Below are 21,128 nucleotides of genomic sequence, written 5' to 3'. Positions count from 1 at the left end.
AACTATCACTAAGCCAGCGACCACTCGATCCCCTCCCCCGCCCGCATCGGCACCACCACCGAATCGGCCAGCGGATAGGTCTCTGGCACCGTCCAGGCCTTCCGCTCCAGCACGATCCGCTCCTGATTGCGCGGCAGCCGGTAGAAATCCGGGCCGTGGAAGCTGGCGAAGGCTTCCAGCTGGTCCAGCTTGCCGGCCTGGTCGAAGGCTTCGGCGTACAGCTCGATGGCGGCGTGGGCGGTGTAGAGACCGGCGCAGCCGCAGGCGGTTTCCTTGGCGCCGCGGGGGTGCGGGGCGCTGTCGGTGCCGAGGAAGAAGTGCGGGCTGCCGCTGGTGGCGGCCTGCAGCAGGGCCTGGCGGTGGGTCTCGCGCTTGAGGATGGGGGCGCAGTAGTTATGCGGGCGGATGCCGCCTTCGAACAGGGCGTTGCGGTTGAGCAGCAGGTGGTGGGCGGTGATGGTGGCGCCGACGTTGGCCGGGGCGCCGGTGACGAAGTCCACCGCGTCCTTGGTGGTGATGTGCTCGAGCACCATGCGCAGGCCGGGGAAGCGGGCCTGCAGCGGCAGCAGGTGGCGCTCGATGAACACGCGTTCGCGGTCGAAGATGTCCACGGCCGGGTCGGTCACCTCGCCGTGCAGCAGCAGCGGCAGCTCGTGCTTCTCCATCGCCTCCAGCACCGCGTTCACGCGGGCCAGGTCGCGCACGCCGGACTGCGAGTTGGTGGTCGCGCCGGCCGGGTAGTACTTGACCGCGAACACGTGCTCGCTGGCCTTGGCCCGGGCGATCTCCTCCGGCGCGGTGTCCTCGGTCAGGTACAGGGTCATCAGCGGCTGGAAGCCGGACCCGGCCGGCAGGCAGGCCAGGATGCGCTCGCGATAGCTTTCGGCCTGGGCCACGGTGGCCACCGGCGGCTTGAGGTTGGGCATGACGATGGCGCGCGCGAAGCGCTGCGCGGTATGCCCCACCACCGAGGCCAGGGCCTGCCCGTCGCGCAGGTGCAGGTGCCAGTCGTCGGGGCGGATCAGTTCAAGGCGCGTGGCGGTCATGGCGCGTTCGTCTTCAAGGTCGGATTGCGGGGCGCGGCATGGTAGCGCACGCCCTCCGCACTGCCCTGCCCCGGCCCTGCCCTCGCCACCGCCCAAAACGCGACGCCCGCGGCGGGCGCGGGCGTCGGGTTGCAGCGATGGCGGCGTCCGCCGGGGCGGTTCAGCCCGGATAGGCCGGGAACTTGTCCTTCGGGTGGCGCGCCTTCCACTCGTTGTAGGCGGCGGTGCCTTCCCAGGCGGCGAAGGCCTTGGGCGTGCGGCCGCGGCCGGTCCAGGTCTCGCCGGTATGCGGCAGCCAGTACTTGGGCGCCACGGTGGTGCCGCGGGTGCTGGAGCCGGCGGACTTCCTGGCGCGCGGCTCGCTGGCGCCGGTCAGGGCGGCGATCTCGGCCTTCTGCTTGGCGTTGAAATGGCTGCCGTAGGTCTGCAGCAGCTTGATCACGTTGGAAAACGCGTCCGTGGCCTCCTGCTGGCGCAGCTCGACTTCCTGCGCCTCGAGCTTGCGCAGTTCTTCGGCCAGCTTGGCCTTGGCTTGGGCGATGGCGTCCAGGTTCAGCGTGTTCTTTTCGGTCATGGGTTCGTGTCGAAAGGGATCAAAGGCAGGGCTTGCCGGCTGCGCATTATGCCTGTCCGCGCGTGCAAGCCTTGGGCTGTCGCGCCGCCGCATGCGACACTGGGTCACATGTTCGAGCCATTCAAAGCGGGCGGCGCGCTGGCGCCGCTGTGGTCGCGGGAACGCTGGATGCGGCGCGTGGCCTTGTGGGGCGGTGCAGTCGCGGTGGCGGTGGTGGCCCTGATCTTCGCCCGCGCGGCCGATGCGGCCTTCGGGCTGTTCTCGCGGGTCATCCACCACTCGGTGTGGTGGGCGCTGCTGCTGACGCCGACGGTGTTCGCCGCGCTGGCCTGGCTCACCAACGGGGCGCTCAAGCCGACCCGCGGCTCGGGCATCCCGCAGGTGATCGCCGCGCTGCAGCTGCCCGATCGCGAGTTCCGCAGGCGCAACCTGTCGCTGGGGGTCTCGGCCGGCAAGCTGGCGCTGACCGTGCTGGCGCTGTTCGGCGGGGCCTCGGTCGGCCGCGAGGGGCCGACGGTGCACGTGGGGGCCAGCCTGATGTATGTGATCGGGCGGGCGCTGGGCTTCAAGGACCCGCGCGATGCCACGCATTTCCTGCTGGCCGGTGGCGCGGCCGGCATCGCGGCGGCGTTCAACACGCCGCTGGCCGGCGTGGTGTTCGCGATCGAGGAGCTATCGGGCCGCTTCGAGCACACCTTCTCCGGCACGCTGCTGACGGCGGTGATCGTCGGCGGCGTGGTCTCGCTGGGGCTGCTGGGCGCCTACACCTATTTCGGCACGGTGCAGGCCGCGCTGCCGCTGGGGCTGGGCTGGCTGGCGGTGCTGCTGTGCGGTGCGGTCGCCGGGCTGCTGGGCGGGGTCTTCAGCCGCATGATCCTGGCGGCGATGGACGGCCGGCCGCGCTGGCTGGGCCGGATGCGCGCGGCCAATCCGGTGCTGTTCGCCGGCGGCTGCGGCCTGGTGCTGGCGCTGCTGGGCATCGTCTTCGGCGCCGGCGCGTTCGGCACCGGCTACGAGCAGGCGCGCAGCCTGGTGCAGGACCATGCGGTGGTCGGGCACGAGTTCGGGCTGATGAAGTTCGCCGCCAATCTGGTGTCCTACGTGGCGGGCATCCCGGGCGGCCTGTTCTCGCCGGCGCTGGCCGTGGGCGCGGGGATTGGCCACAACCTGGCGCTGCTGCTGCCGGGCGTGGACCCGTCCTCGATGGTGCTGCTGGGGATGTGCGCCTACCTGACCGGCGTGACCCAGGCGCCGCTGACCTCGTCGATCATCTGCCTGGAGCTGACCGACAACAGCGACATGATGCTGCCGATCCTGGCCACCGCCCTGCTCGCCCGCGGCGCCTCGGCGCTGGTCTGCCGCAAGCCGGTCTACAAGGCGCTGGCCGATCGCCTGCTGGCCGCGATGCCCGAACCCGCGCCCGCGGCGAAGGACGAGCACGACGACGACGATGCGGACGGGCCGCGCCCGGCGCATACCTGAGCGATCGTCGTTCCTCACGCGGCTGCCTGCACTCGCGCTGAGGCCTCGGGCGACGACGCCTTCCAGCGCGTTGCGCAGCGGGTCTTTTCTCCAGGAGATCTACACGTGGCCTGTCAGGCGGGCCGCGACGAGATGTCGCTGCATTGCAGCAGTACCGCGGGCCGCCTATCATTGTTGAGAACAATTCGCGTTCTCAAGAATCCCCTCGATGCTTCTGCCCCGCTCCGCTTCCCTGTGCGCGTGCCTGTTGAGCTGCGCGCCGTTCGCCCTGCATGCCCAGCCCGGCGACGAGACCACCGCGGCCGACGCCGCGCCCCAAGCCAGGGAACTGGATACCGTGCGCGTCACCGGCACGGCGACGAGCGGCTTCCGTAGTCGCTGGCCTGCTCAGGTCGGCAAATCGGGATTGGCGCCCGGCGCGTCGCCGCAATCGGTCAGCGTGGTCACGCGCGACCTGCTCGATGCGCAGCAGGCGCAGAGCCTGGCCGACGCCTTGCACAACGTCCCCGGCGTGGTCAGCAACACCTTCGGCCGACGCGGCTGGGACGACCTGATCATCCGCGGTCAGGTCGCCTCCGATTCGCTGTTCGTCGATGGCTTGCGCACCGCCGCGTCCAGTCGCGTGGCCGAGCAGCTGTTCGGCTACGAACAGGTCGAGGTGCTCAAGGGCCCGGCCTCGCTGATGTACGGGCTGGTGCTGCCGGGCGGACTGGTGAACATGGTCAGCAAGCGTCCGCAGGCCGAGCGTTTCGACCATATCGACACCACGATCGGCAGCCACGGCTTGGTGCAGGGCACGTTCGATCTCAACACGCCGCTGTCGGCCGACGGCGGGGCCGCGCTGCGCCTCAACGGCCTGGCCATGAACAGCGACGACGCTACCGACCATGTCTGGTTCCGGGCACGCCACATCGCGCCGGCGCTGTCGCTGGATCTGGGCCCGGACACCGACCTGACCCTGCTGGCCAGCTACCAGACGCGCCAATACCTGCGCCAGCAGGGCCTGCCGCTGGTGGGGTCGATCCTGCCTAGCCGCAATGGGCCGATCGCGCGCGACATCTTCACCGGCGAGCCGGGACAGGACCCCTACCGCGCGCGCAAGTCGCGCATCGGCTACGCCTTCAGCCACCGCTTCGGCAATGGCTGGACGCTCAACCAGAATCTGCGCGTGCAGGACTTCGAGGTCACCGGGCAGTTGGTCAGCAATACGGCGATGAACGCCGACCAGCGCACCCTGCGCCGCGGCGCGCAGGACCAGGCCTACGATGGCCATACCCTGTCGGTGGATACGCATGCGTGGAAGCAGGTCGCCACCGGCGCATTGCGCCACGACCTGACCTTCGGCGTGGATTACCTGGATACGCGCGAGGATGTGCTGTCCTATACCTGCACCGTCGCCGCGCTGAACGTGTACGCGCCGGTCTACGGCAGCCCGATCCGCTGCCCTGCCACGCCCCGCACCAACACCCGCACGCGGGTCGAGATGCTGGGCCTGTATGCGCGCGATCAGCTGCACCTGGGCGAGCGCTGGCTGGTCAGTGCCGGCCTGCGCCGGGATTTCACCACCACCCGGACCACCAACCGCGCCAATGGCCGCGTCGAACGCGATCCGGCCGACGCCACTACCGGCGCGCTGGCGGTGATGTACGACCTCACGCCCGCCGTGCGGCCCTACCTGAGCTACTCCACCTCGTTCTATCCCAACACCGGCACCGACGTGGACGGACGCGGGTTCGAGCCCGAGCAAGGCCGGCAATGGGAAGCGGGCCTGAAGATCGACCTGGCGCAGGGCCGCGCGACGCTGACCACGGCGCTGTTCGACCTGCGTCGGCAGCACGTGCTGCAGGGCGATCCGCTCAACGACGGTTTCAGCATCGCCATCGGCGAGCAGCGCACGCGGGGCGCCGAACTCGGCATCGCCGCGGATCTGGGCCATGGCCTGAGCCTCAACGCCGGCTACGCCTACACCGACGCGGTGATCACCGACGACGGCGGCCAGGCGGTATCGACGGTCGGCAACCGCCTCAACAACGTGCCCCGGCACAGCGCCACGGCATTCGCGCGCTACCAACTGCCCGGCGCGTGGTCGCGCTGGTCTGTCAACGGTGGCATGCGCGGGGAAAGCGACCGCTTCGCCTACAGCTACACGTTGCCCGGCTACGTGGTCGCCGATGCGGGCGTGGCCTATGACGCGCCGCACTGGCACGCGGCCTTCAGCCTGAAGAACATCTTCGACACCCATTACTACAGCGGCGGCCTGGCCGCGGCCGTGGCGATGGGCGACGACCGCACCGCGATGTTCAATCTCGGCCTGCGCTTCTAACTCTCCCCTTTCGGCGATCGGCGCGCAGGAATCCCCACGTGCTCAAGAAGCTCCTGTTCCAGACCCACTGGTTTTTGGGCATCACCGCCGGCACGGTGCTGGCCCTGATGGGGCTCACCGGCGCCAGCCTGTCCTTCCAGGACGAGCTGCTGCGCGCGATGAACCCGCCGCTGGCCCAGGTCGCGCGCCATCATGCCGCCGGCGAACAGGCGCTGCCCCTGACCACGCTGGTCGAGCGCCTGTCGCAGGGCCGGCGCGGGCCGATCCAGCGCCTGCGCGTGGACACCACCGGCACGCATCCGTCCGAGGTGCGCTTCGATGGGCGTGGCGGCACGTCGCTGTACTTCGACCCCTACACCGGGCAGGTGATCGACGCGCCGCGCGGCGCGCGGTTCTTCGACTTCGCCGAGGACCTGCATCGGCGGCTGGCGGCCGGCGAGACCGGCAAGGCGATCACCGGCGCCTGCGTGCTCATGCTGCTGTTCTTCTGCCTGTCCGGCCTGTACCTGCGCTGGCCCCGGCAGTGGCGCAGTCCGCGCACCTGGCTGGCGGTGGAGTGGAAACGCAGCGGCCGCAGCTTCCTGTGGAGCCTGCATTCGGTGATCGGCACCTGGGTGCTGGTGGTGTACTTGCTGATTGCGTTGACCGGGCTGTGGTGGTCCTACGACTGGTACCGCGATGGGGTCAGCAGGCTGCTGGGCGGTGCCGAACGCGAGGACGCGCGCGGCGCGGCCGGCTTCGGCCGGCTCGACCTGGCCCGGGTGCAGGCCAGCCTCGACGCGGCGGTCCCCGCCCTGCGCGCGGGGGGCTACCTCGACCTGCGCTTCGCGCCCAAGGGCGATCGCCCCCTGACCGCACGGGTCAGGCTGGAGGGTGCCGCGCACGACCGCGCCTACGACACCTACCAGCTCGACCCGGCCACCGGCGCGGTACTGGAGCGCAGCCCCTACGCCGCGCTGCCGGCGGGCCGCAAGGTGCTGACCAGCGTGTTCGCGCTGCATTCGGGCAGCTTCTTCGGCTTGCCGGGGCGGATCATCGTGATGGTCTCGGCCCTGTGCATGAGCCTGTTCTTCGTCACCGGCTGGATGCTGTACCTGGATCGGCGCCGCAGGAAGCGCGCCGCGCGCGCATCGCGGCTGCCCTTGCTGCAGGCCGATGGCGAGCCGTGGCTGGTGTCCTTCGCCAGCCAGAGCGGCTTCGCCGAACAGCTCGCCTGGCGCGCTGCCGGCCAGCTGCAGGCGGCCGGGCTTCCGGTGCAGGTCGAACCGATCGCGCGCCTGGACGCCGCGCGCCTGGCCCGGACCCGGCGGGCGCTGTTCGTGATCAGCACCTTCGGCGACGGCGAAGCGCCGGACACCGCACGCCCGTTCGAGCGGCGCATGCTCGACCGCGTCCACGCCCTGCCCGAGCTGGGCTATGCGGTGCTGGCGTTGGGCGATCGCCAGTACGCGCGCTTCTGCGGCTTCTCGCGCCGGGTCGAACACTGGCTGCATGCGCAGGGCGCGCGGGCGCTGTTCCCCAGCGTGGAGGTGGACCGCAACGACAGCCAGGCGCTGGAACACTGGCAGCGACAGCTCGCCGAGCTCACCGGCGTGGCCGCCGATGCGCCCCTGGTGGAAGACGTGCCGTTCCAGGCCTGGCGCCTGCTGGGCCGCACGCGGCTCAATCCCGGCAGCGCCGCGGCGGCGATGTGGCACGTGCGCCTGCAGCCCCCGGCCGACGCGTCCTGGCAGGCCGGCGACATCCTGGAGATCGCGCCGCGGCACGGCACCGACCACGTCGCGGCCGTGCTGGCGCATGTCGGCCTGGACGCCGCCACGCCGGTGACGGTCGATGGCCGGACGCAGGCGCTGGCGAGCGCCGCCGCCACGCACGACCTGCCGCAGCTGGACCTGCCGATGGCCCCGGTGCACGACGCGCAGGCGTGGATCGACGGCCTGCCGCCGCTGCCGCATCGCGAGTACTCGCTGGCATCGATCCCTTCCGACGGCGCCGCCGAGCTGGTCGTGCGCCTGGCCACGCGGCCGGATGGCCGCCATGGGTCGGGCTCGGGCTGGCTGTGCGTGCACGCGCCGGAAGGCGCCGCGGTGCAGGCGCGCGTGCGCCGCAACCCCGGCTTCCACCGCGTCGACGGGCCCATGCTGCTGATCGGCAACGGCACCGGCATCGCCGGCCTGCGCAGCCTGCTGCACGAGGCCGCGGCGGCCGGCTCGCACGGCCACTGGCTGCTGTTCGGCGAACGCACCCGCGCCCACGACCATGTCTTCGAACAGGCGCTGGACGCATGGCAGCGCAGCGACCACCTGGCGCGCGTGGACCTGGCGTTCTCGCGCGATCAGGCCGAACGTCGCTACGTGCAGCACCTGCTGGCCGCGCAGGCCGAGGAAGTGCGGGCCTGGGTTGCGCGCGGGGCCACGCTGTATGTGTGCGGCGCGCTGCACGGCATGGCCGCCGGCGTGGACGAGGCCCTGCGCGGCATCCTGGGCGAGGACGGCCTGGACCGGCTGCTGGCCGCCGGCCGCTATCGCCGCGACGTGTACTGAGTCCGACACCGGCTGTCCGCGACCGGCTGAGTCAGGACACCGGCTGCCGGCGATGGTGCTGGGCCTTGCAGCCCGCAGCGGCAGCAAGTCGCTGCAAGCGGTCGCGTGGGAGGGCTCCGTTTCGCAAGTGCAGGTGCGCTGTGCATCCGACTGCAGTCCCGCGCTGACGCAATCGTCATTCCGACACCCGGATCAGCCCGTGCATTCCGGCGCGCGACTTTGGGGGCCTTCCTGCACCCGGGCGGCCTTCCCTGGCGCGCCGCGCCTTGCCGCCGAAGCGAGCGTCCGCCAGGCAAAGACTCGAGACCATGACGGACCGAAATGCGCATCGCCTTGCCGGCAGGTCATGGCGAAGGCCGGGCCTTCTAGTAGGATGGCCCAAGCGCATCGGGCAGGGAGCCCGCGCGCCTCTCCCACCTCGCCCTGCCGCGCATGACCTCCCCGATCCTTGTGACCGTTCCGTCCCCTCGTCCGTTCGATTGGGCCGCACCGCTGTTCGCCATCGTGCTGGCCCTGTCCGCCTGCAGCGCCCCACCGGCGCCCGCGTCGAAGTCCGCCCCCATGGTCTCGGTGCTGACGCTGCAGCCCGAGACGCTGGCGCTGGAGACCGAACTGGCCGGCCGCACGGTGGCCTCGGAAGAATCCGAGGTGCGCCCGCAGGTGGAAGGCGTGCTGCTCAAGCGGCTGTTCACCGAAGGCGAGACGGTCAAGGCCGGGCAGCCGCTGTTCCAGATCGAACCCACGCTCTACCAGGCCGCCAGCAACGAGGCCCGCGCCAACCTGGCCACGGCCGAGGCGGCGCTGGCCAGCGCCAGGCTGCAGGCCCAGCGCTACCAGGTGCTGGGCAAGAGCCAGCTGATCGCCCAGCAGGAGGTGGACGATGCGGATGCCGCCTACAAGCAGGCCGCGGCCAACGCCGAAGCCAGCCGCGCGGCGCTGGACACCGCGCGCACCCGGCTGCGCTTCGCCACGGTCACCGCGCCGATCACCGGGCGCGTGGGCCGCGCCTTGTTCACGCCCGGCGCGCTGGTGACCTCCGGCCAGGCCGATCCGCTGGCGCGCATCCAGAAGCTGGACCCGATGAACGTGGACATCAACCAGTCCAGCACCGACTACCTGGCGCTGCGCCGCGCGGTCGCCGCCGGCGGCGTGCAGCCGGCGGCCACGCCGGTGCGGCTGAAGCTGGCCGACGGCAGCGACTACGCCGTGCCGGGCACGCTGGAGTTCGCCGACATCGACGTGGACCAGGCCACCGGCAGCATCACCTTGCGCGCGCGCTTCCCCAACCCGGACGGCACGCTGCTGCCGGGCATGTATGTGCGGGCGCTGGTCGGCCAGGGCGTGCGCCAGCAGGCGCTGCTGGTGCCGCAGGCGGCGGTGGATCGCACCCCGCGCGGCGAGGCCCAGGCCTGGGTGGTCGGCGCGGACGGCGTGGTCCACCAGCGTCAGTTCACCACCGTGCGCGCAGTCGGCAACCGCTGGCTGGTGGCCGAGGGCCTCAAGCCTGGGGACCGCATTGTCACCGGCGGCCGCCAGAATCTGCGCGATGGGCTCAAGGTGAGCGTCAAGCAGGCCGCCGCCAGCGCCGGACAGGGCTGAGCGCCCGATGCTGCCGCGCTTCTTCATCCACCGGCCCATCTTCGCGTGGGTGCTGGCCATCTGCATCATGGCGATGGGTGCGATCGCCATCGCCACCCTGCCGGTCGAGCAGTATCCGGACATCGCCCCGCCGCAGGTCAACATCGCGGCCAACTACACCGGCGCCTCGGCCAAGACGGTCGAGGACAGCGTCACCCAGGTGATCGAGCAGCAGCTCAAGGGCATCGATCATCTACTGTACTTCTCCTCGTCCAGCTCGTCCTCGGGCCAGTCGCGCATCAGCGTGACCTTCGACCAGCGCGCCGATCCGGACATCGCCCAGGTCCAGGTGCAGAACGCGGTCAACCAGGCCATCAACCGCCTGCCGCAGGAAGTGCAGCAGCAGGGCATCACGGTGTCCAAGTCGCAAGGCGACAGCCTGATGGTGGTCGCCCTGTACGACACCACGCGCAAGATGACGCGCGTGGACGTGGCCGACTTCCTGGTCAGCACGCTGCAGGATCCGATCAGCCGCATCAACGGCGTGGGCGAGATCAACGTCTTCGGCGCGCAGTACGCCATGCGCGTCTGGCTGGACCCGCACCGGCTCAACGCCTACCGGCTGATGCCCAGCGACGTGCGCGCCGCGATCCAGGCGCAGAACACCCAGGTCACCGCCGGCGAGCTGGGCGCCCTGCCCGCCATCGACGGGCAGTCGCTCAACGCCACGGTCACGGCGCAGTCGCGCCTGCAGACGCCCGAGCAGTTCCGCCAGATCATCCTGACCACCCTGCCCAGCGGCGCCAGCGTGCGCCTGGGCGATGTGGCGCGGGTGGAGATCGGGGCGGAGAACTACCAGAACAGCAGCTTCCTCAACGGCTATCCCGGCTCGGGCTTCTCGGTGTCGCTGGCCTCCGGCGCCAACGCGCTGGAGACCGCCGATGCGGTGCGCGCCGAGATCGAGCGGCTCAAGCCCACCTTTCCGCCCGGCGTGGAGGTGGCCTACCCGCGCGACAACACGCCGTTCGTGCGCGTGTCGGTGGAAGGCGTGGTGCACACGCTGATCGAAGCCATCGTGCTGGTGGTCGTGGTGATGTACCTGTTCCTGCAGAACGCGCGCGCCACCCTGATCCCGGCGATCACCGTGCCGGTGGTGCTGCTGGGCACCTTCGGCGTGCTGGCGCTGACCGGCTTCACCATCAACACGCTGACGCTGTTCGCCATGGTGCTGGCCATCGGCCTGCTGGTGGACGATGCCATCGTGGTGGTGGAGAACGTCGAGCGGATCATGCACGAGGAACATCTGCCACCGCTGGAGGCCACCGAGAAGTCGATGGGCGAGATCACCGGCGCGCTGGTCGGCATCACCGTGGTGCTGGGCGCGGTGTTCCTGCCGATGGCGCTGTTCGGCGGCTCCACCGGCATCATCTATCGGCAGTTCTCGATCACCATCGCCTCGGCCATGGCGCTGTCGGCGCTGGTCGCGCTGACCCTGACGCCGGCCCTGTGCGCCACCTTGCTCAAGCCGGTGGAGAAAGAGCGCAGGCCGGGGCGGTTCTTCCAGTGGTTCAACCGCAGCGTCGAGCGCAGCCAGCACGCTTACCAGCGCCGGCTGGGCGTGCTGCTGACCCGTCCGAAGCGCTGGATGGCGCTGTACGCGGTGGTAGTGGTGGTCATGGCCGTGCTCTATCTGCGCATGCCGACCAGCTTCCTGCCGGTGGAGGACCAGGGCCAGCTGTCGGTGCAGTTCACCACGCCCGAAGGCACGCCCATGGCCACCACCGAGGCGCTGGCCCATCGCATCAGCGAGTACTTCCTGGACAAGGAAAAGGCCAACGTCGAGGCGGTGTTTCTGGTGGTGGGCCGCAACAACGCCGGCATCGGCCAGAACGCGGGCCAGGGCTTTTTGTCGCTGACGCCCTGGGGCGAGCGCGACCGCCACAACACCGCCGCGGCGATCATCGAGCGGGCCAACAAGTATTTCCGCGCTCATGAGGATGCACGGATCAACGTGCTCGCGCCGCCGGCCGTGCGCGGCCTGGGCCAGTCCAGCGGCTTCGAGCTGTGGATGCGCGATGCGCAGGGCAAGGGGCGCGATGCCCTCGACCAGGCGCAGCGCACGGTGCTGGAACAGGCCGGCGACGATCCGGCGCTGACCTCGGTGCGCCTGAACGGCCTGGGCGACAAGGCCCAGCTGCAGTTGGACATCGACCACGCCCAGGCCGGCGCGCTGGGCCTGTCCCAGTCGGACATCAACGCCACCCTGTCGGCGGCCTGGGGCGGCACCTACGTCAACGACTTCATCGACCGCGGCCGGGTCAAGCGCGTCTATATCCAGGGCGATGCGCCCTATCGCGCCGTGCCGGAAGACCTGGGCCAGTGGTACGTGCGCGGCGACAACGGCCAGATGGCGCCGTTCTCCAGCTTCGCCAGCAGCCACTGGACGCGCGGCCCGCAGCTGCTGCAGCGCTTCAACGGGCTCTCGGCGCTGCAGCTGCAGGGCAGCGCGGCCGAGGGCCGCAGCTCGGGCGAGGCGATGGACCGGATGCAGGCGCTGGTGGACCAGCAGCCGGGCTTCGACCTGCAGTGGAGCGGGCTGTCCTACCAGGAACGACTGTCGAGCAACCAGACGCTGTACCTGTACGCGGCCTCGATCGCCTTCATCTTCCTGTGCCTGGCCGCGCTCTACGAGAGCTGGTCGATCCCGGCGGCGGTGCTGATGGTGATCCCGCTGGGCGTGCTGGGCACGGTGGTGGCGACCACGCTGGCCGGGTTCACCAACGACATCTATTTCCAGGTGGGCCTGCTGACCACGATCGGCCTGTCGGCCAAGAACGCGATCCTGATCGTGGAGTTCGCCGAGGCCGAGCAGAAGGCCGGCCGCACGCCGATGGCCGCTGCGCTGGAAGGCGCGCGCCTGCGCCTGCGTCCGATCGTGATGACCTCGCTGGCCTTCGTTGCCGGCGTGATCCCGCTGGCCGTCGCCACCGGCGCCGGCGCGGCCAGCCGCCGCGAGATCGGCATCAGCGTGATCGGCGGCATGCTCTCCGGCACCGTCCTGGCGGTGCTGCTGGTGCCGCTGTTCTTCGTGCTGGTGCGCGGACTGCGGCGCGAGCCGAAGGTGGGAGAGGCGCAGGCTCAGGGCTGATCCCGCGGGACTGGCATCGAGGTCTCAGGGTCTGCCCCTCCCCTTGCGCAGCAGGGGGAGGCCGGGAGGGGGTTTGGCTCAGGTCGCGGTACTGCCTGGTTTGGACACGGATACCCGCAGCCACGGCAAAGCGCCGGAGCCCGAGGCGTCTGGCTCCCCGCGAAGAGCACCCCTCCCCAGCCCTCCCCTTCGCCTGCGGCGAAAGGGAGGGGGCAGAAGCTTCCAGCACCTAGCCAGCTGCCGCACGTTTGCCTACTGCCACAGGTGTCCCTACTGCCTGACGTGTACTGCCGGATGTGTACCCACCGGTCGAATGTGGTGACGAATGGACTGCGGTGCGTGGGCTGGCGCGAAGCGCTCGACCACATCGTCAAAGAGTTTCAGCACCGGCAGCTAGCCAGCAAACGTGCAGGCCTCGGGAGCTGCCCCTCCCCTTTGCGCGGAACGCGCAAGGGGGAGGCTGGGAGGGGGTGAGGCTCTTCGCGAAGAGCACCCCTCCCCAGCCCTCCCCTTCGCCTGCGGCGAAAGGGAGGGGGCAGAAGCTTCTGGTGCCGACGAACCTACCGCACGTGCGTGCCGATTGAATCAGCTCATGCCGATTGGACCGGGATGCTGCTTACGAGGCGTGGGCAGGGGCGAAGCGTTCGACGAGGAAATCGACGAAGGCGCGCACCAGCAGCGAGGCCTGGCGGTGCTGGGGGTAGAGGGCGTTCATCGCGATGGGGGCCGGTTCGAACGCCTCCAGCACCGGGACCAGGCGGCCATCGGCCAGGCAATCGTCCAGCAGGAAGGCCGGCAGATGGACCAGGCCGTGGCCGGCGAGCGCGGCCTGCACCAGTACTTCGCCGTTGTTGGCGTGCAGGCGGCCGGAGACCTCCACCGCCAGGGCGCGGCCTTCGCGCAGGTAGTGCCATTGGCTGGTGCGGCCGTGGCCGTAGAGCAGGCAGGCGTGCTCGCGCAGCTGCGTGGGCTGGTGCGGCGTGCCGGCGCGCTGCAGGTAGTCGGGACTGGCGCAGGTGACCATGCGCAGTGCGCCCAGGCGCCGGGCCACCAACGTGGACTCGGCCACCGCGCCGATGCGCAGCGCCACGTCGAAGCCCTCGCCCACCAGGTCGACCGCGCGATCGCTCAGGTCCAGCTCTACGCTGACCCCGGGATAGTCGGCGAGGAAGGCCGGCAGCACCGGCCCCAGATGCAGGGTGCCGAAGGACATCGGCGCGCTGACGCGCAAGGTGCCGCGCGGACGCGCCCCGCCCTGCTGGCAGATGGCCATCTCGGCCTGGTCGACCGCGGCCACGATCTCGCGCGCATGCTCCAGATAGGCCAGGCCCAGCGGCGTGGGACTCAGCCGGCGCGTGGTGCGGTTGAGCAGGCGCACGCCCAGCCGCGCCTCCAGCGCGGCGATGCGCCGGCTGACCAGCTGCTTGGAGGTGCCCACGCGCTCGGCCGCGGCAGTGAAGCTGCCGGCGTCCACCACCTCCTGGAATACGCGCATGTCTTCGAGGGCGTTGATTGTCATCTCTTGGTTGACAGTATTTCCATCCGAGACGGATTTATAACACCTCGAGGCGACAGTAGGATGCTCGCACGGTGAGGCCAGGCCCCGCCGCCCATCCCGAACACCCAGCCAGGAGTACCCCATGCACGACATCATCCGGGCCGACAAGCGCGGCGTCGCCAACCACGGTTGGCTCAACTCGCGTCATACCTTCTCCTTCGGCCACTACTACAACCCGCAGTTCATCGGCTTCTCGGACCTGCGCGTGATCAACGACGATCACGTCGCCCCGGGCCAGGGCTTCGGCACCCATCCGCACCGCGACATGGAGATCTTCTCCTACGTGCTGGAAGGCGCGCTGGCGCACAAGGACTCGATGGGCAGCGGCTCGGTGATCCGCCCGGGCGACGTGCAGCTGATGAGCGCCGGCTCCGGCGTGACGCACAGCGAGTTCAACGGCTCGGACCGGGAGAAGGTGCACTTCCTGCAGATCTGGATCGTGCCCAACGTGACCGGCGCGCCGCCGCGCTACCAGGAGAAGTCCTTCCCGGAAGCCGAGAAGCGCGGCCAGCTGCGGCTGATCATCTCGCCCGATGGCGCGCAGGGTTCGCTGGAGATCCGCCAGGATGCGCGCGTCTACGCCGGCCTGTTCGACGGCGAGGAACGCGCCTCGCTGACGCTGGGCGATGACCGCCACGCCTATGTGCATGTGGCCCGCGGCTCGATCGAGCTCGACGGACAGGCCTTGAACGAAGGCGACGGCGTGCGCGTGCGCGATGCCGGCACGCTGACCCTGGCCAATGGCCGCGGCGCCGAGGTGCTGGTGTTCGACCTGCGCCCCAACGAAGTGCCGGGCCTGCACTGAAGCCCGAGGGCGTGAACGCTGCGGCCCGCCGCGTGTGCCCCCAAGGGCCGCGCGGCGGGCCGTTTTGCTTCAGCCCCAGCGGCAGACCTTGAACACCGCCGCATCCCAGCGCGAGGCATCGTCGAAGGACCAGTGCAGGCCGCGGCGGGCATGGGCCGCCGCCCGCGCCGCGCGGGCACGCGCGCAGGCATCGGCCCGCGGGATGCGCATCGCCGCCGGCCTCGACCTGGCGCCGCGTGAGAAACGCACGCGCGATGCGGCGCGAGATTCCGCCTGGGTCAGCGAGGCCTGCCAGGCCTCGCGCGTCGTCTCGATCCTGCGTTGCGCCTCGTCCAGGTCCAGGCGCGGGCCCGGCACGGCGACCAGCTCGGCCCGCGCCCAGGTCTGCAGCGGAAGGCCGGCACAGGGCGCCTCCTGGTAGGCCGCGCCCTGCGCGGCGGCGCAGCGATAGATCGCCTGTGCCCCGGCATCGCCGGCGACCAGACCCAGCAGCAACAACAACAGTGCGCATCCGTGTCGCATCGTCTCGTCCCTCGGTGTCCGCAGGGCCTCAGGCTCGCGCGTCGCGATGCCCTAAGCCCATCGGACAACGCCGCAGGGCGGCGTCGGACGATGCCGCCCCGCATTCGCGCGCATGGGCGAGGCGGTTTCTGATATCGCAGCCGCACCCGATCGCCAGGCTCCCCGTCTTCAAGTGATTGCCGGACGCCGTAGAGCATTCAGCGTTCGCCCCGAACTGCCCTGACAGGCACAGCTTTCCGCGGCCGCCGATGTCGGCGAGACAATGCAAGCAGCGGCCGAACGCCGCTCAGCGGCTTTTGAGGAGCGCTGAATGATGCATCGCGATCCGTGCCGCGTCGGTGTACCAGGAAACCGCATCGGCTCTTCGGGCGCTTCCTCGCCGAAGCGCTGCTCCCTCGCACACTCGACGCCCCGACGCTACGACGGATTCACCGCGCCTTGGCTGAGTTGCCTATCCAGGCACACGCGGACGCGCCAAGAGGCTCGGCGCCACGGGAGAGAACCGGGCGAATGTCGGAGTAGTTGATCCGGGTCGGCAGGTACGTCGTTTCGCCAAACGGTCCTGGCACGCGCACACATCGATCCTTCAGCCGGGCGGCGTTGGGCGGCGGCAAGCCGATGACCTGCTCGCGGGACAGCAGACCAAGATCCTGGATCCACATGCAGACCCGCGCCAGGTCGAGATGGACATGGTAGGTGCCGCCTTCCACCGCGCGCCGCCGAAGGGCTTCGGCCACGCCGGCGGCCCCCAGGATCGCGGCCAGATAGTCGTTCAGCAGATAGGTCGGCGGCAAGCGCGGGCCGTCGAATGCGCCCTCCTCCGCCGAAAAACCCGTGGCGGCGCAGGCGAGCTGATCGAACCCGCCGCGTTGAGACCAAGGTCCTGCCTTGCCCCAGCAGTGGAAATCGAGCACGACAATCCCCGGCCGGCGCTCGGCAAGCGCCAGTGGCCCGTAGCCCTTGCGATCGAGCGAAAGGTAGCTGCCGACATAGATGTCGGCATCGCCCAGCACCCGCTCAAATGCGGCGCGTCCCGCTGGCTCGTCGAGGTCGCACCAAGCGCTTCGCTTTCCGATATTGGTCTCGACCTGCATCGCCTGCGGGTCGGGATAACGCGGCGTCGATAGATGAAGGACCTCGGCTCCATGTTCAGCCATCAATCGCGCCGCGATCGGCCCGGCGATGACATGGGTGTTGTCGAGGACGCGCAATCCCTCCATAGGCAGCGCCGCCCTTTCCCCGGGCAGGGGCAACGGTTGCGTGTCGCCGATCCTGGTGATCTCGATCAACGGCCGCTCGGCGAGGTAGCGCCCTTGGGGATGGCTGCGCCATTCCGCCTGGGTCCGGACGGCAACGCAGGTGCCCCCCGCCCCACTGATGGCGTCCTCCAACGCGAAGGCGTCCCAACGTGCGATCGCGTCGGCATAGTGCCGACGTGACGGGGGACAGCCGAGCACCTGGCAGGCCAGCGCCCGCAGGTGCGGATAGGTCAGCAGGAGATAGACGTATCGGCCGTCGCCTGCACGGTAGAAGTCGCTGTCCGCAAACAGGGAGGGGTCCTCGAAAAGTCGTTCGGCGGGCACGCCGTTCACGGTCGTAAGGAACACCGCCATCAGCTGCGAGATCGCATCCTCGACGTCGACCGTGACGATCTGGCGTGCCCCGCCCCTCAACTCGCCAAGACCGCTCATGGCGGCGCCCAACAAGCCGAGGGCCGCAGCAGCGCCGTCCCCAATTCGATGGACCGATGGCGTCACCGGATCGTGTCCGGTCAGGGAAACGGTGGTGTTGAGGTCGACTCCGATGGAATCTCTCAGGTCTGCATAGACTTCCTGTACGGTCTTCATCGCGATTTCCTTCAGATGTTGAACGGTCGGGGCGTGCGACGGGGCCGGCAATGGACGTCACCCGAACGGACTTTCAAGCGCGCGAGCACATCCGCCTCCCGCGCGCTCCAGCGCATCAGAGGCCGACCGTCGCGCCGCCGTCTTGTCTGCCGGTGCGGCCGCATCCGCAAGGTCGAGATGAGGACATCGGCATCTGCGTCTGTGGCCTTGAGAAAGCGCTCCGGCCGCGTGGCGGGCATGAATCGCCAGGATCTGGTTGGAGGCATCGTGCGTGTCGCCTTTGGATAACCCAGATTAGGCCCCCAGCTTTCAGACATCCAACACATTGACGAGGGCTTCTTAAGACATTAAACATCTGGCGATGGAGCTTCGTCACATCCGCTATTTTCTTGCCCTCGTCGCCGAGAAGAACTTCACTCGCGCCGCCGAAAAAGTCGGAATCGCCCAGTCGCCCTTCAGCGCGCAGATCCGTGGCCTCGAACGCGAAGTCGGTGCCCAACTGTTTCGCCGCGTCCCCCATGGCGCGGAACTGACGGCGGCCGGAGCGGCGTTCCTGAAGGGTGTGGAAGCAATGCCGACGCTGGCTGAGCACGCCAGCCTCGCGGCACGGCGCGCGGCGCGTGGTGAGGAGGGGGCGTTGAGCATCGGCTTTACGGCATCCTCCGCGTTCAACGCGATCGTGCCCACAGCCATCCGCACCTTCCACACAGCCTACCCGGCGGTCGAGGTGCGTCTGGAGGAAGCCAACACGACCCGCTTGGCCGTCGGACTTCGCGAAGGCTCGCTCGACGCCGTCTTCTTGCGTCCGGGCGTGCTTGGACTGGAGGATTTCGCGCTGCGGCCTGTGGCGGAGGAGCCCCTGCTGGCGGCGCTCCCGTCCTCGCATCCGGCCGCCGGAGATTCCGAGGTCACCTTGGCGCACCTGGCGGACGACCCCTTGCTCCTCTTTCCGCGCCTGGTGGGACCCACCCTTTACGACACCGTGATTGGCGCGTTCCGGGCCGCGGGAATCGAGCCCCGCCTTGGCCAGACAGCGCCGCAGACCACGTCGATCGTCAGTTTCGTCGCCACTGGCCTGGGCGTAGCGCTCGTGCCGGCCAGCATGGCGCAGGTCGCAATCGCGGGCGTGGTCTTTCGCCCCCTCGCCGATACCGCGCTGGTAATCCGGCTCGCGCTCGCCACCCGTCGCGGCGAAACGAGCCCGGTCGTCCGCAACTTTCTAGCGCGGGCGCTGGCTTGAAGCGCTGCTCTCAAGCGACTGGAGGTGGAGTGAGCCGATGTTTTCGTCTCGGCTTTGGCATCAAAAACGATCGGCGCAGAACCGTTCGGCCACCTGTCGCCACGACAGCCCGCCTTCAACGGCCGCAATGAAACCTGCGCGCCGGCATCGCCGGCGGCCAGGCGCGTGGGCAGTCACGACCCGCGTCCGTCTTGCATCGGCTGGTCTCCGGCGCTGGACCAGGCCTCAGACCCGCGTGTCGCGACGGTGTGACCCATCGCACAATGCCGCGCGCCAGTCTGGGGATGCCGCGCTGCATCCGCGCGCGCATGGGCGACGTAGTTTCGGGTATCGCAGCCGGAGCCGATCGCCATGTTCCCCGTCTTGAAGCGGTTCCCGGACGCGTGCAGCATCCTTTGCTGCGCACTCCACACGACGGCGCAGGCGCGCCATGCGGATTGAGCCTGCCCTGCTCAGCCGGCGTGCCGCGCCCTGGCGCCCTCACCTCATCCCCGATTGCGGAGGAAACGCGGCATGGTCAACGCCTACCTGTGGCTCAACGCGCTGCTCTACATCGCCCTGGCGCTGTGGTGCACGCTGGCGCCGGAAAGCACCGCGCAGGCGGTGGGATTCACCGCGCTCACCCCGGCCGGGCAGACCGAGTTCCTGGCGGTGTATGGCGGCATGGAGTTCGGGATCGGGCTGCTGTTCGCCTACTTCGCGCGCAGCCGGCAGCCGCGCAACGGCCTGGTCCTGGCCCTGCTGTTCTACGGGCCCATCGTGGCCTGGCGTGCCTATGCCATCGCCCGCTACGGGCTGCCGGGCGGCACGACCCTGGGGCTGGTGGTGGGCGAATGGCTGCTCCTGCTCGCCGCGGCGGGGCTGTTCCTGTGGCAGCGCAACAGGGCGGGGTGAACGTGTCGAGACCGCATTGACGGGGCGCCCCGTAGGATCTGCCGCACCTTCCGCCCTCTCTTCAGAAGACGCGCGCCGCATGGCGGATTTCCCCGAACGCGACATCCTGGCCGACGACGCCGACCAGCTGCTGCTGGCCACGGCCCGCGGCGACCATCTTGCGTTCGAGCGCCTGTACAAGGCGACTTCGCCGCGCCTGTACGCCGTCTGCCTGCGCGTGCTGACCCAGCGCAGCGAGGCCGAGGACGTGCTGCAGGAGGTCTATACCAATGTCTGGCGCAAGGCGGTGCAGTTCGATCCGGGCAAGGCCGGCGCGTTGACCTGGCTGTCGATGCTGGCGCGCAACCGCGCGATCGACCGCCTGCGCGCCGGGCGCAACGAGCGTCAGTCGGTGCCCATCGATCTGGGGCCTGAGCTGATCGACGACACGCCCGGTGCCGAACAGCTTGCCGACGCCGCGCTGCAAGCCCACGGCCTGGATGTCTGCCTGGAGGAACTGGAACCGCAGCGGCGCACCCTGATCCGCACCGCCTTCTTCGAGGGCTGCACCTACGAGGAGCTGGCCACGCGCAGCCAGACCCCGCTGGGCACGGTGAAGAGCTGGATCCGCCGCAGCCTGGCCAAGCTCAAGGCGTGCCTGGAACGATGAACACCCACGCCGAACCCTTCGAACAGGATCCGCCCGGCCACGGGCCGCTGGCCGGCGAGTACGTGCTGGGCGTGCTCGACCAGGCGCAGCGGGCGCAGGTGCAGGCGCGCATCGCCCACGATCCGGCCTTCGCCGCCGAGGTGGCGCAGTGGGAAGCGCATCTGGCGCCGCTGCTCGAACAGCTCGAACCGGTCGCGGTCCCCGACTATGTCTGGGCGCGCCTGCGCGCCGCGCTGGCGCTGCCGGAAGCCAAGCCCATGCCGGCCACGTCTGCGCCGAAGGCGGCGCCGCGCGGCTTCTGGAACAACCTGGGCCTGTGGCGCAGCGTCGGCATCGGCAGCCTGGCCACCGCCGTGGTGGCGGTGCTGGCGCTGGTGTCCACCCTGCGCAGCGTGCCGCCGGCCCCGCAGCCGCCCTCGGTGGCGCAGCAGCCAGCCGCGTCCAGTGGCATGCCGCAGATGGTCTCCACCCTGGCCCAGGACGACGGCAGCACCGGCTACGTGGCGACCATGGACGCGCGCAACGGCCGCATGACCATCATGCCGATGCGGCCGATGCACCAGGACGGGCGCGTGCCGGAGCTGTGGATCATCCCCAAGGGCGGCAAGCCGATCTCGATGGGCGTAATGGATCCCGAGCATCCGGTCGAGCATGTCCTGCCCGAGCCGATGCGCAAGCTGCTGCGTGCCGACGCCCTGCTGGCGGTCACGATGGAACCGCCTGGCGGCGCGCCGGGCGGCGTGGCGACCGGGCCGGTCGTCGCCAAGGGCGCCATCACCGCGCTGACGCTGGGCAGCTGACCCCTGCATCCGGGAGGGTGCGTGCGACGTACATCTCCTCACGCAATGCCTGAAGGAGTCTTCGTGTCAGACCCGGCCCTCGCCGATGCGCCCGTCTCCCCTGCCCCGCCCGCCGCCCG

General features: G+C 70.0%; 15 protein-coding genes. 10 read left to right on the top strand and 5 right to left on the bottom strand.

What is annotated here, in order from left to right; genetic code table 11:
* Nucleotides 1–8 precede the first annotated feature (8 nt).
* Together pyrC and QE438_RS05185 are read right to left on the bottom strand one after the other, a co-directional pair.
* Nucleotides 9–1,046, bottom strand: coding sequence for a dihydroorotase (gene pyrC / locus QE438_RS05190; protein WP_306992017.1), 1,038 nt, complete (start codon nucleotides 1,044–1,046; stop codon nucleotides 9–11).
* A 160-nt stretch (nucleotides 1,047–1,206) separates the two neighbouring features.
* Nucleotides 1,207–1,620, bottom strand: a complete 414-nt coding sequence (locus tag QE438_RS05185; protein WP_130522525.1) for an H-NS family nucleoid-associated regulatory protein — start codon at nucleotides 1,618–1,620, stop codon at nucleotides 1,207–1,209.
* Between the two features lie 108 nt (nucleotides 1,621–1,728).
* Between QE438_RS05185 and QE438_RS05180 the strand changes: the two genes are divergently transcribed.
* The 5 genes from QE438_RS05180 (at nucleotide 1,729) to QE438_RS05160 (ending at nucleotide 12,694) form a co-directional block, all read left to right on the top strand.
* Complete coding sequence (locus QE438_RS05180; RefSeq protein WP_306992020.1) at nucleotides 1,729–3,102, top strand: chloride channel protein; 1,374 nt, start codon at nucleotides 1,729–1,731, stop codon at nucleotides 3,100–3,102.
* Between the two features lie 208 nt (nucleotides 3,103–3,310).
* Nucleotides 3,311–5,425 (top strand): TonB-dependent siderophore receptor, encoded by a 2,115-nt coding sequence (locus tag QE438_RS05175; protein ID WP_306992022.1) that lies wholly within the window; start codon nucleotides 3,311–3,313, stop codon nucleotides 5,423–5,425.
* A 38-nt stretch (nucleotides 5,426–5,463) separates the two neighbouring features.
* Nucleotides 5,464–7,968, top strand: a complete 2,505-nt coding sequence (locus QE438_RS05170; RefSeq protein ID WP_306992024.1) for a sulfite reductase flavoprotein subunit alpha — start codon at nucleotides 5,464–5,466, stop codon at nucleotides 7,966–7,968.
* Nucleotides 7,969–8,529: 561 nt separating this feature from the next.
* Nucleotides 8,530–9,567, top strand: coding sequence for an efflux RND transporter periplasmic adaptor subunit (locus QE438_RS05165; protein WP_309732551.1), 1,038 nt, complete (start codon nucleotides 8,530–8,532; stop codon nucleotides 9,565–9,567).
* 7 nt (nucleotides 9,568–9,574) lie between these two features.
* A complete protein-coding gene (locus tag QE438_RS05160) occupies nucleotides 9,575–12,694 on the top strand; it encodes an efflux RND transporter permease subunit (protein ID WP_306992028.1) in 3,120 nt (1,039 codons plus the stop codon).
* Between the two features lie 616 nt (nucleotides 12,695–13,310).
* Here QE438_RS05160 and QE438_RS05155 read toward each other — a convergent pair.
* Entirely contained in the window at nucleotides 13,311–14,213 is a 903-nt protein-coding gene (locus QE438_RS05155; RefSeq protein WP_306992030.1) for a LysR family transcriptional regulator, read from the bottom strand.
* A 121-nt stretch (nucleotides 14,214–14,334) separates the two neighbouring features.
* Between QE438_RS05155 and QE438_RS05150 the strand changes: the two genes are divergently transcribed.
* Nucleotides 14,335–15,057 carry a pirin family protein gene (locus QE438_RS05150; protein ID WP_306992032.1) on the top strand — a complete coding sequence of 241 codons (723 nt, stop codon included), beginning with the start codon at nucleotides 14,335–14,337 and terminating at the stop codon, nucleotides 15,055–15,057.
* A gap of 69 nt (nucleotides 15,058–15,126) precedes the next feature.
* Here the strand turns inward: QE438_RS05150 and QE438_RS05145 are convergent, their stop codons facing one another.
* Entirely contained in the window at nucleotides 15,127–15,558 is a 432-nt protein-coding gene (locus QE438_RS05145) for a hypothetical protein (protein ID WP_307184006.1), read from the bottom strand.
* 449 nt (nucleotides 15,559–16,007) lie between these two features.
* Entirely contained in the window at nucleotides 16,008–17,426 is a 1,419-nt protein-coding gene (locus tag QE438_RS05140) for a CoA transferase (RefSeq protein ID WP_306992036.1), read from the bottom strand.
* Between the two features lie 361 nt (nucleotides 17,427–17,787).
* Between QE438_RS05140 and QE438_RS05135 the strand changes: the two genes are divergently transcribed.
* The 4 genes from QE438_RS05135 to QE438_RS05120 all read left to right on the top strand — a co-directional run bounded on the left by QE438_RS05135 (nucleotide 17,788) and on the right by QE438_RS05120 (nucleotide 21,009).
* Entirely contained in the window at nucleotides 17,788–18,666 is an 879-nt protein-coding gene (locus tag QE438_RS05135; protein ID WP_306992038.1) for a LysR family transcriptional regulator, read from the top strand.
* Between the two features lie 513 nt (nucleotides 18,667–19,179).
* Entirely contained in the window at nucleotides 19,180–19,560 is a 381-nt protein-coding gene (locus tag QE438_RS05130) for a DUF4345 family protein (RefSeq protein WP_306992041.1), read from the top strand.
* A 79-nt stretch (nucleotides 19,561–19,639) separates the two neighbouring features.
* Nucleotides 19,640–20,209 carry a sigma-70 family RNA polymerase sigma factor gene (locus tag QE438_RS05125; protein WP_130518502.1) on the top strand — a complete coding sequence of 190 codons (570 nt, stop codon included), beginning with the start codon at nucleotides 19,640–19,642 and terminating at the stop codon, nucleotides 20,207–20,209.
* Nucleotides 20,206–21,009, top strand: a complete 804-nt coding sequence (locus QE438_RS05120; RefSeq protein ID WP_306992044.1) for an anti-sigma factor — start codon at nucleotides 20,206–20,208, stop codon at nucleotides 21,007–21,009. The genes QE438_RS05125 and QE438_RS05120 overlap by 4 nt, the downstream gene beginning before the upstream one ends.
* Nucleotides 21,010–21,128 lie beyond the last annotated feature (119 nt).

It is taken from the genome of Pseudoxanthomonas sp. SORGH_AS_0997, from assembly GCF_031453535.1.
In the GTDB taxonomy this organism is placed as follows: Bacteria; Pseudomonadota; Gammaproteobacteria; order Xanthomonadales; family Xanthomonadaceae; genus Pseudoxanthomonas_A; species Pseudoxanthomonas_A winnipegensis.
Note: the sequence above shows the minus strand (reverse complement) of the source record. Positions and strands in the feature narration are given on the sequence as shown.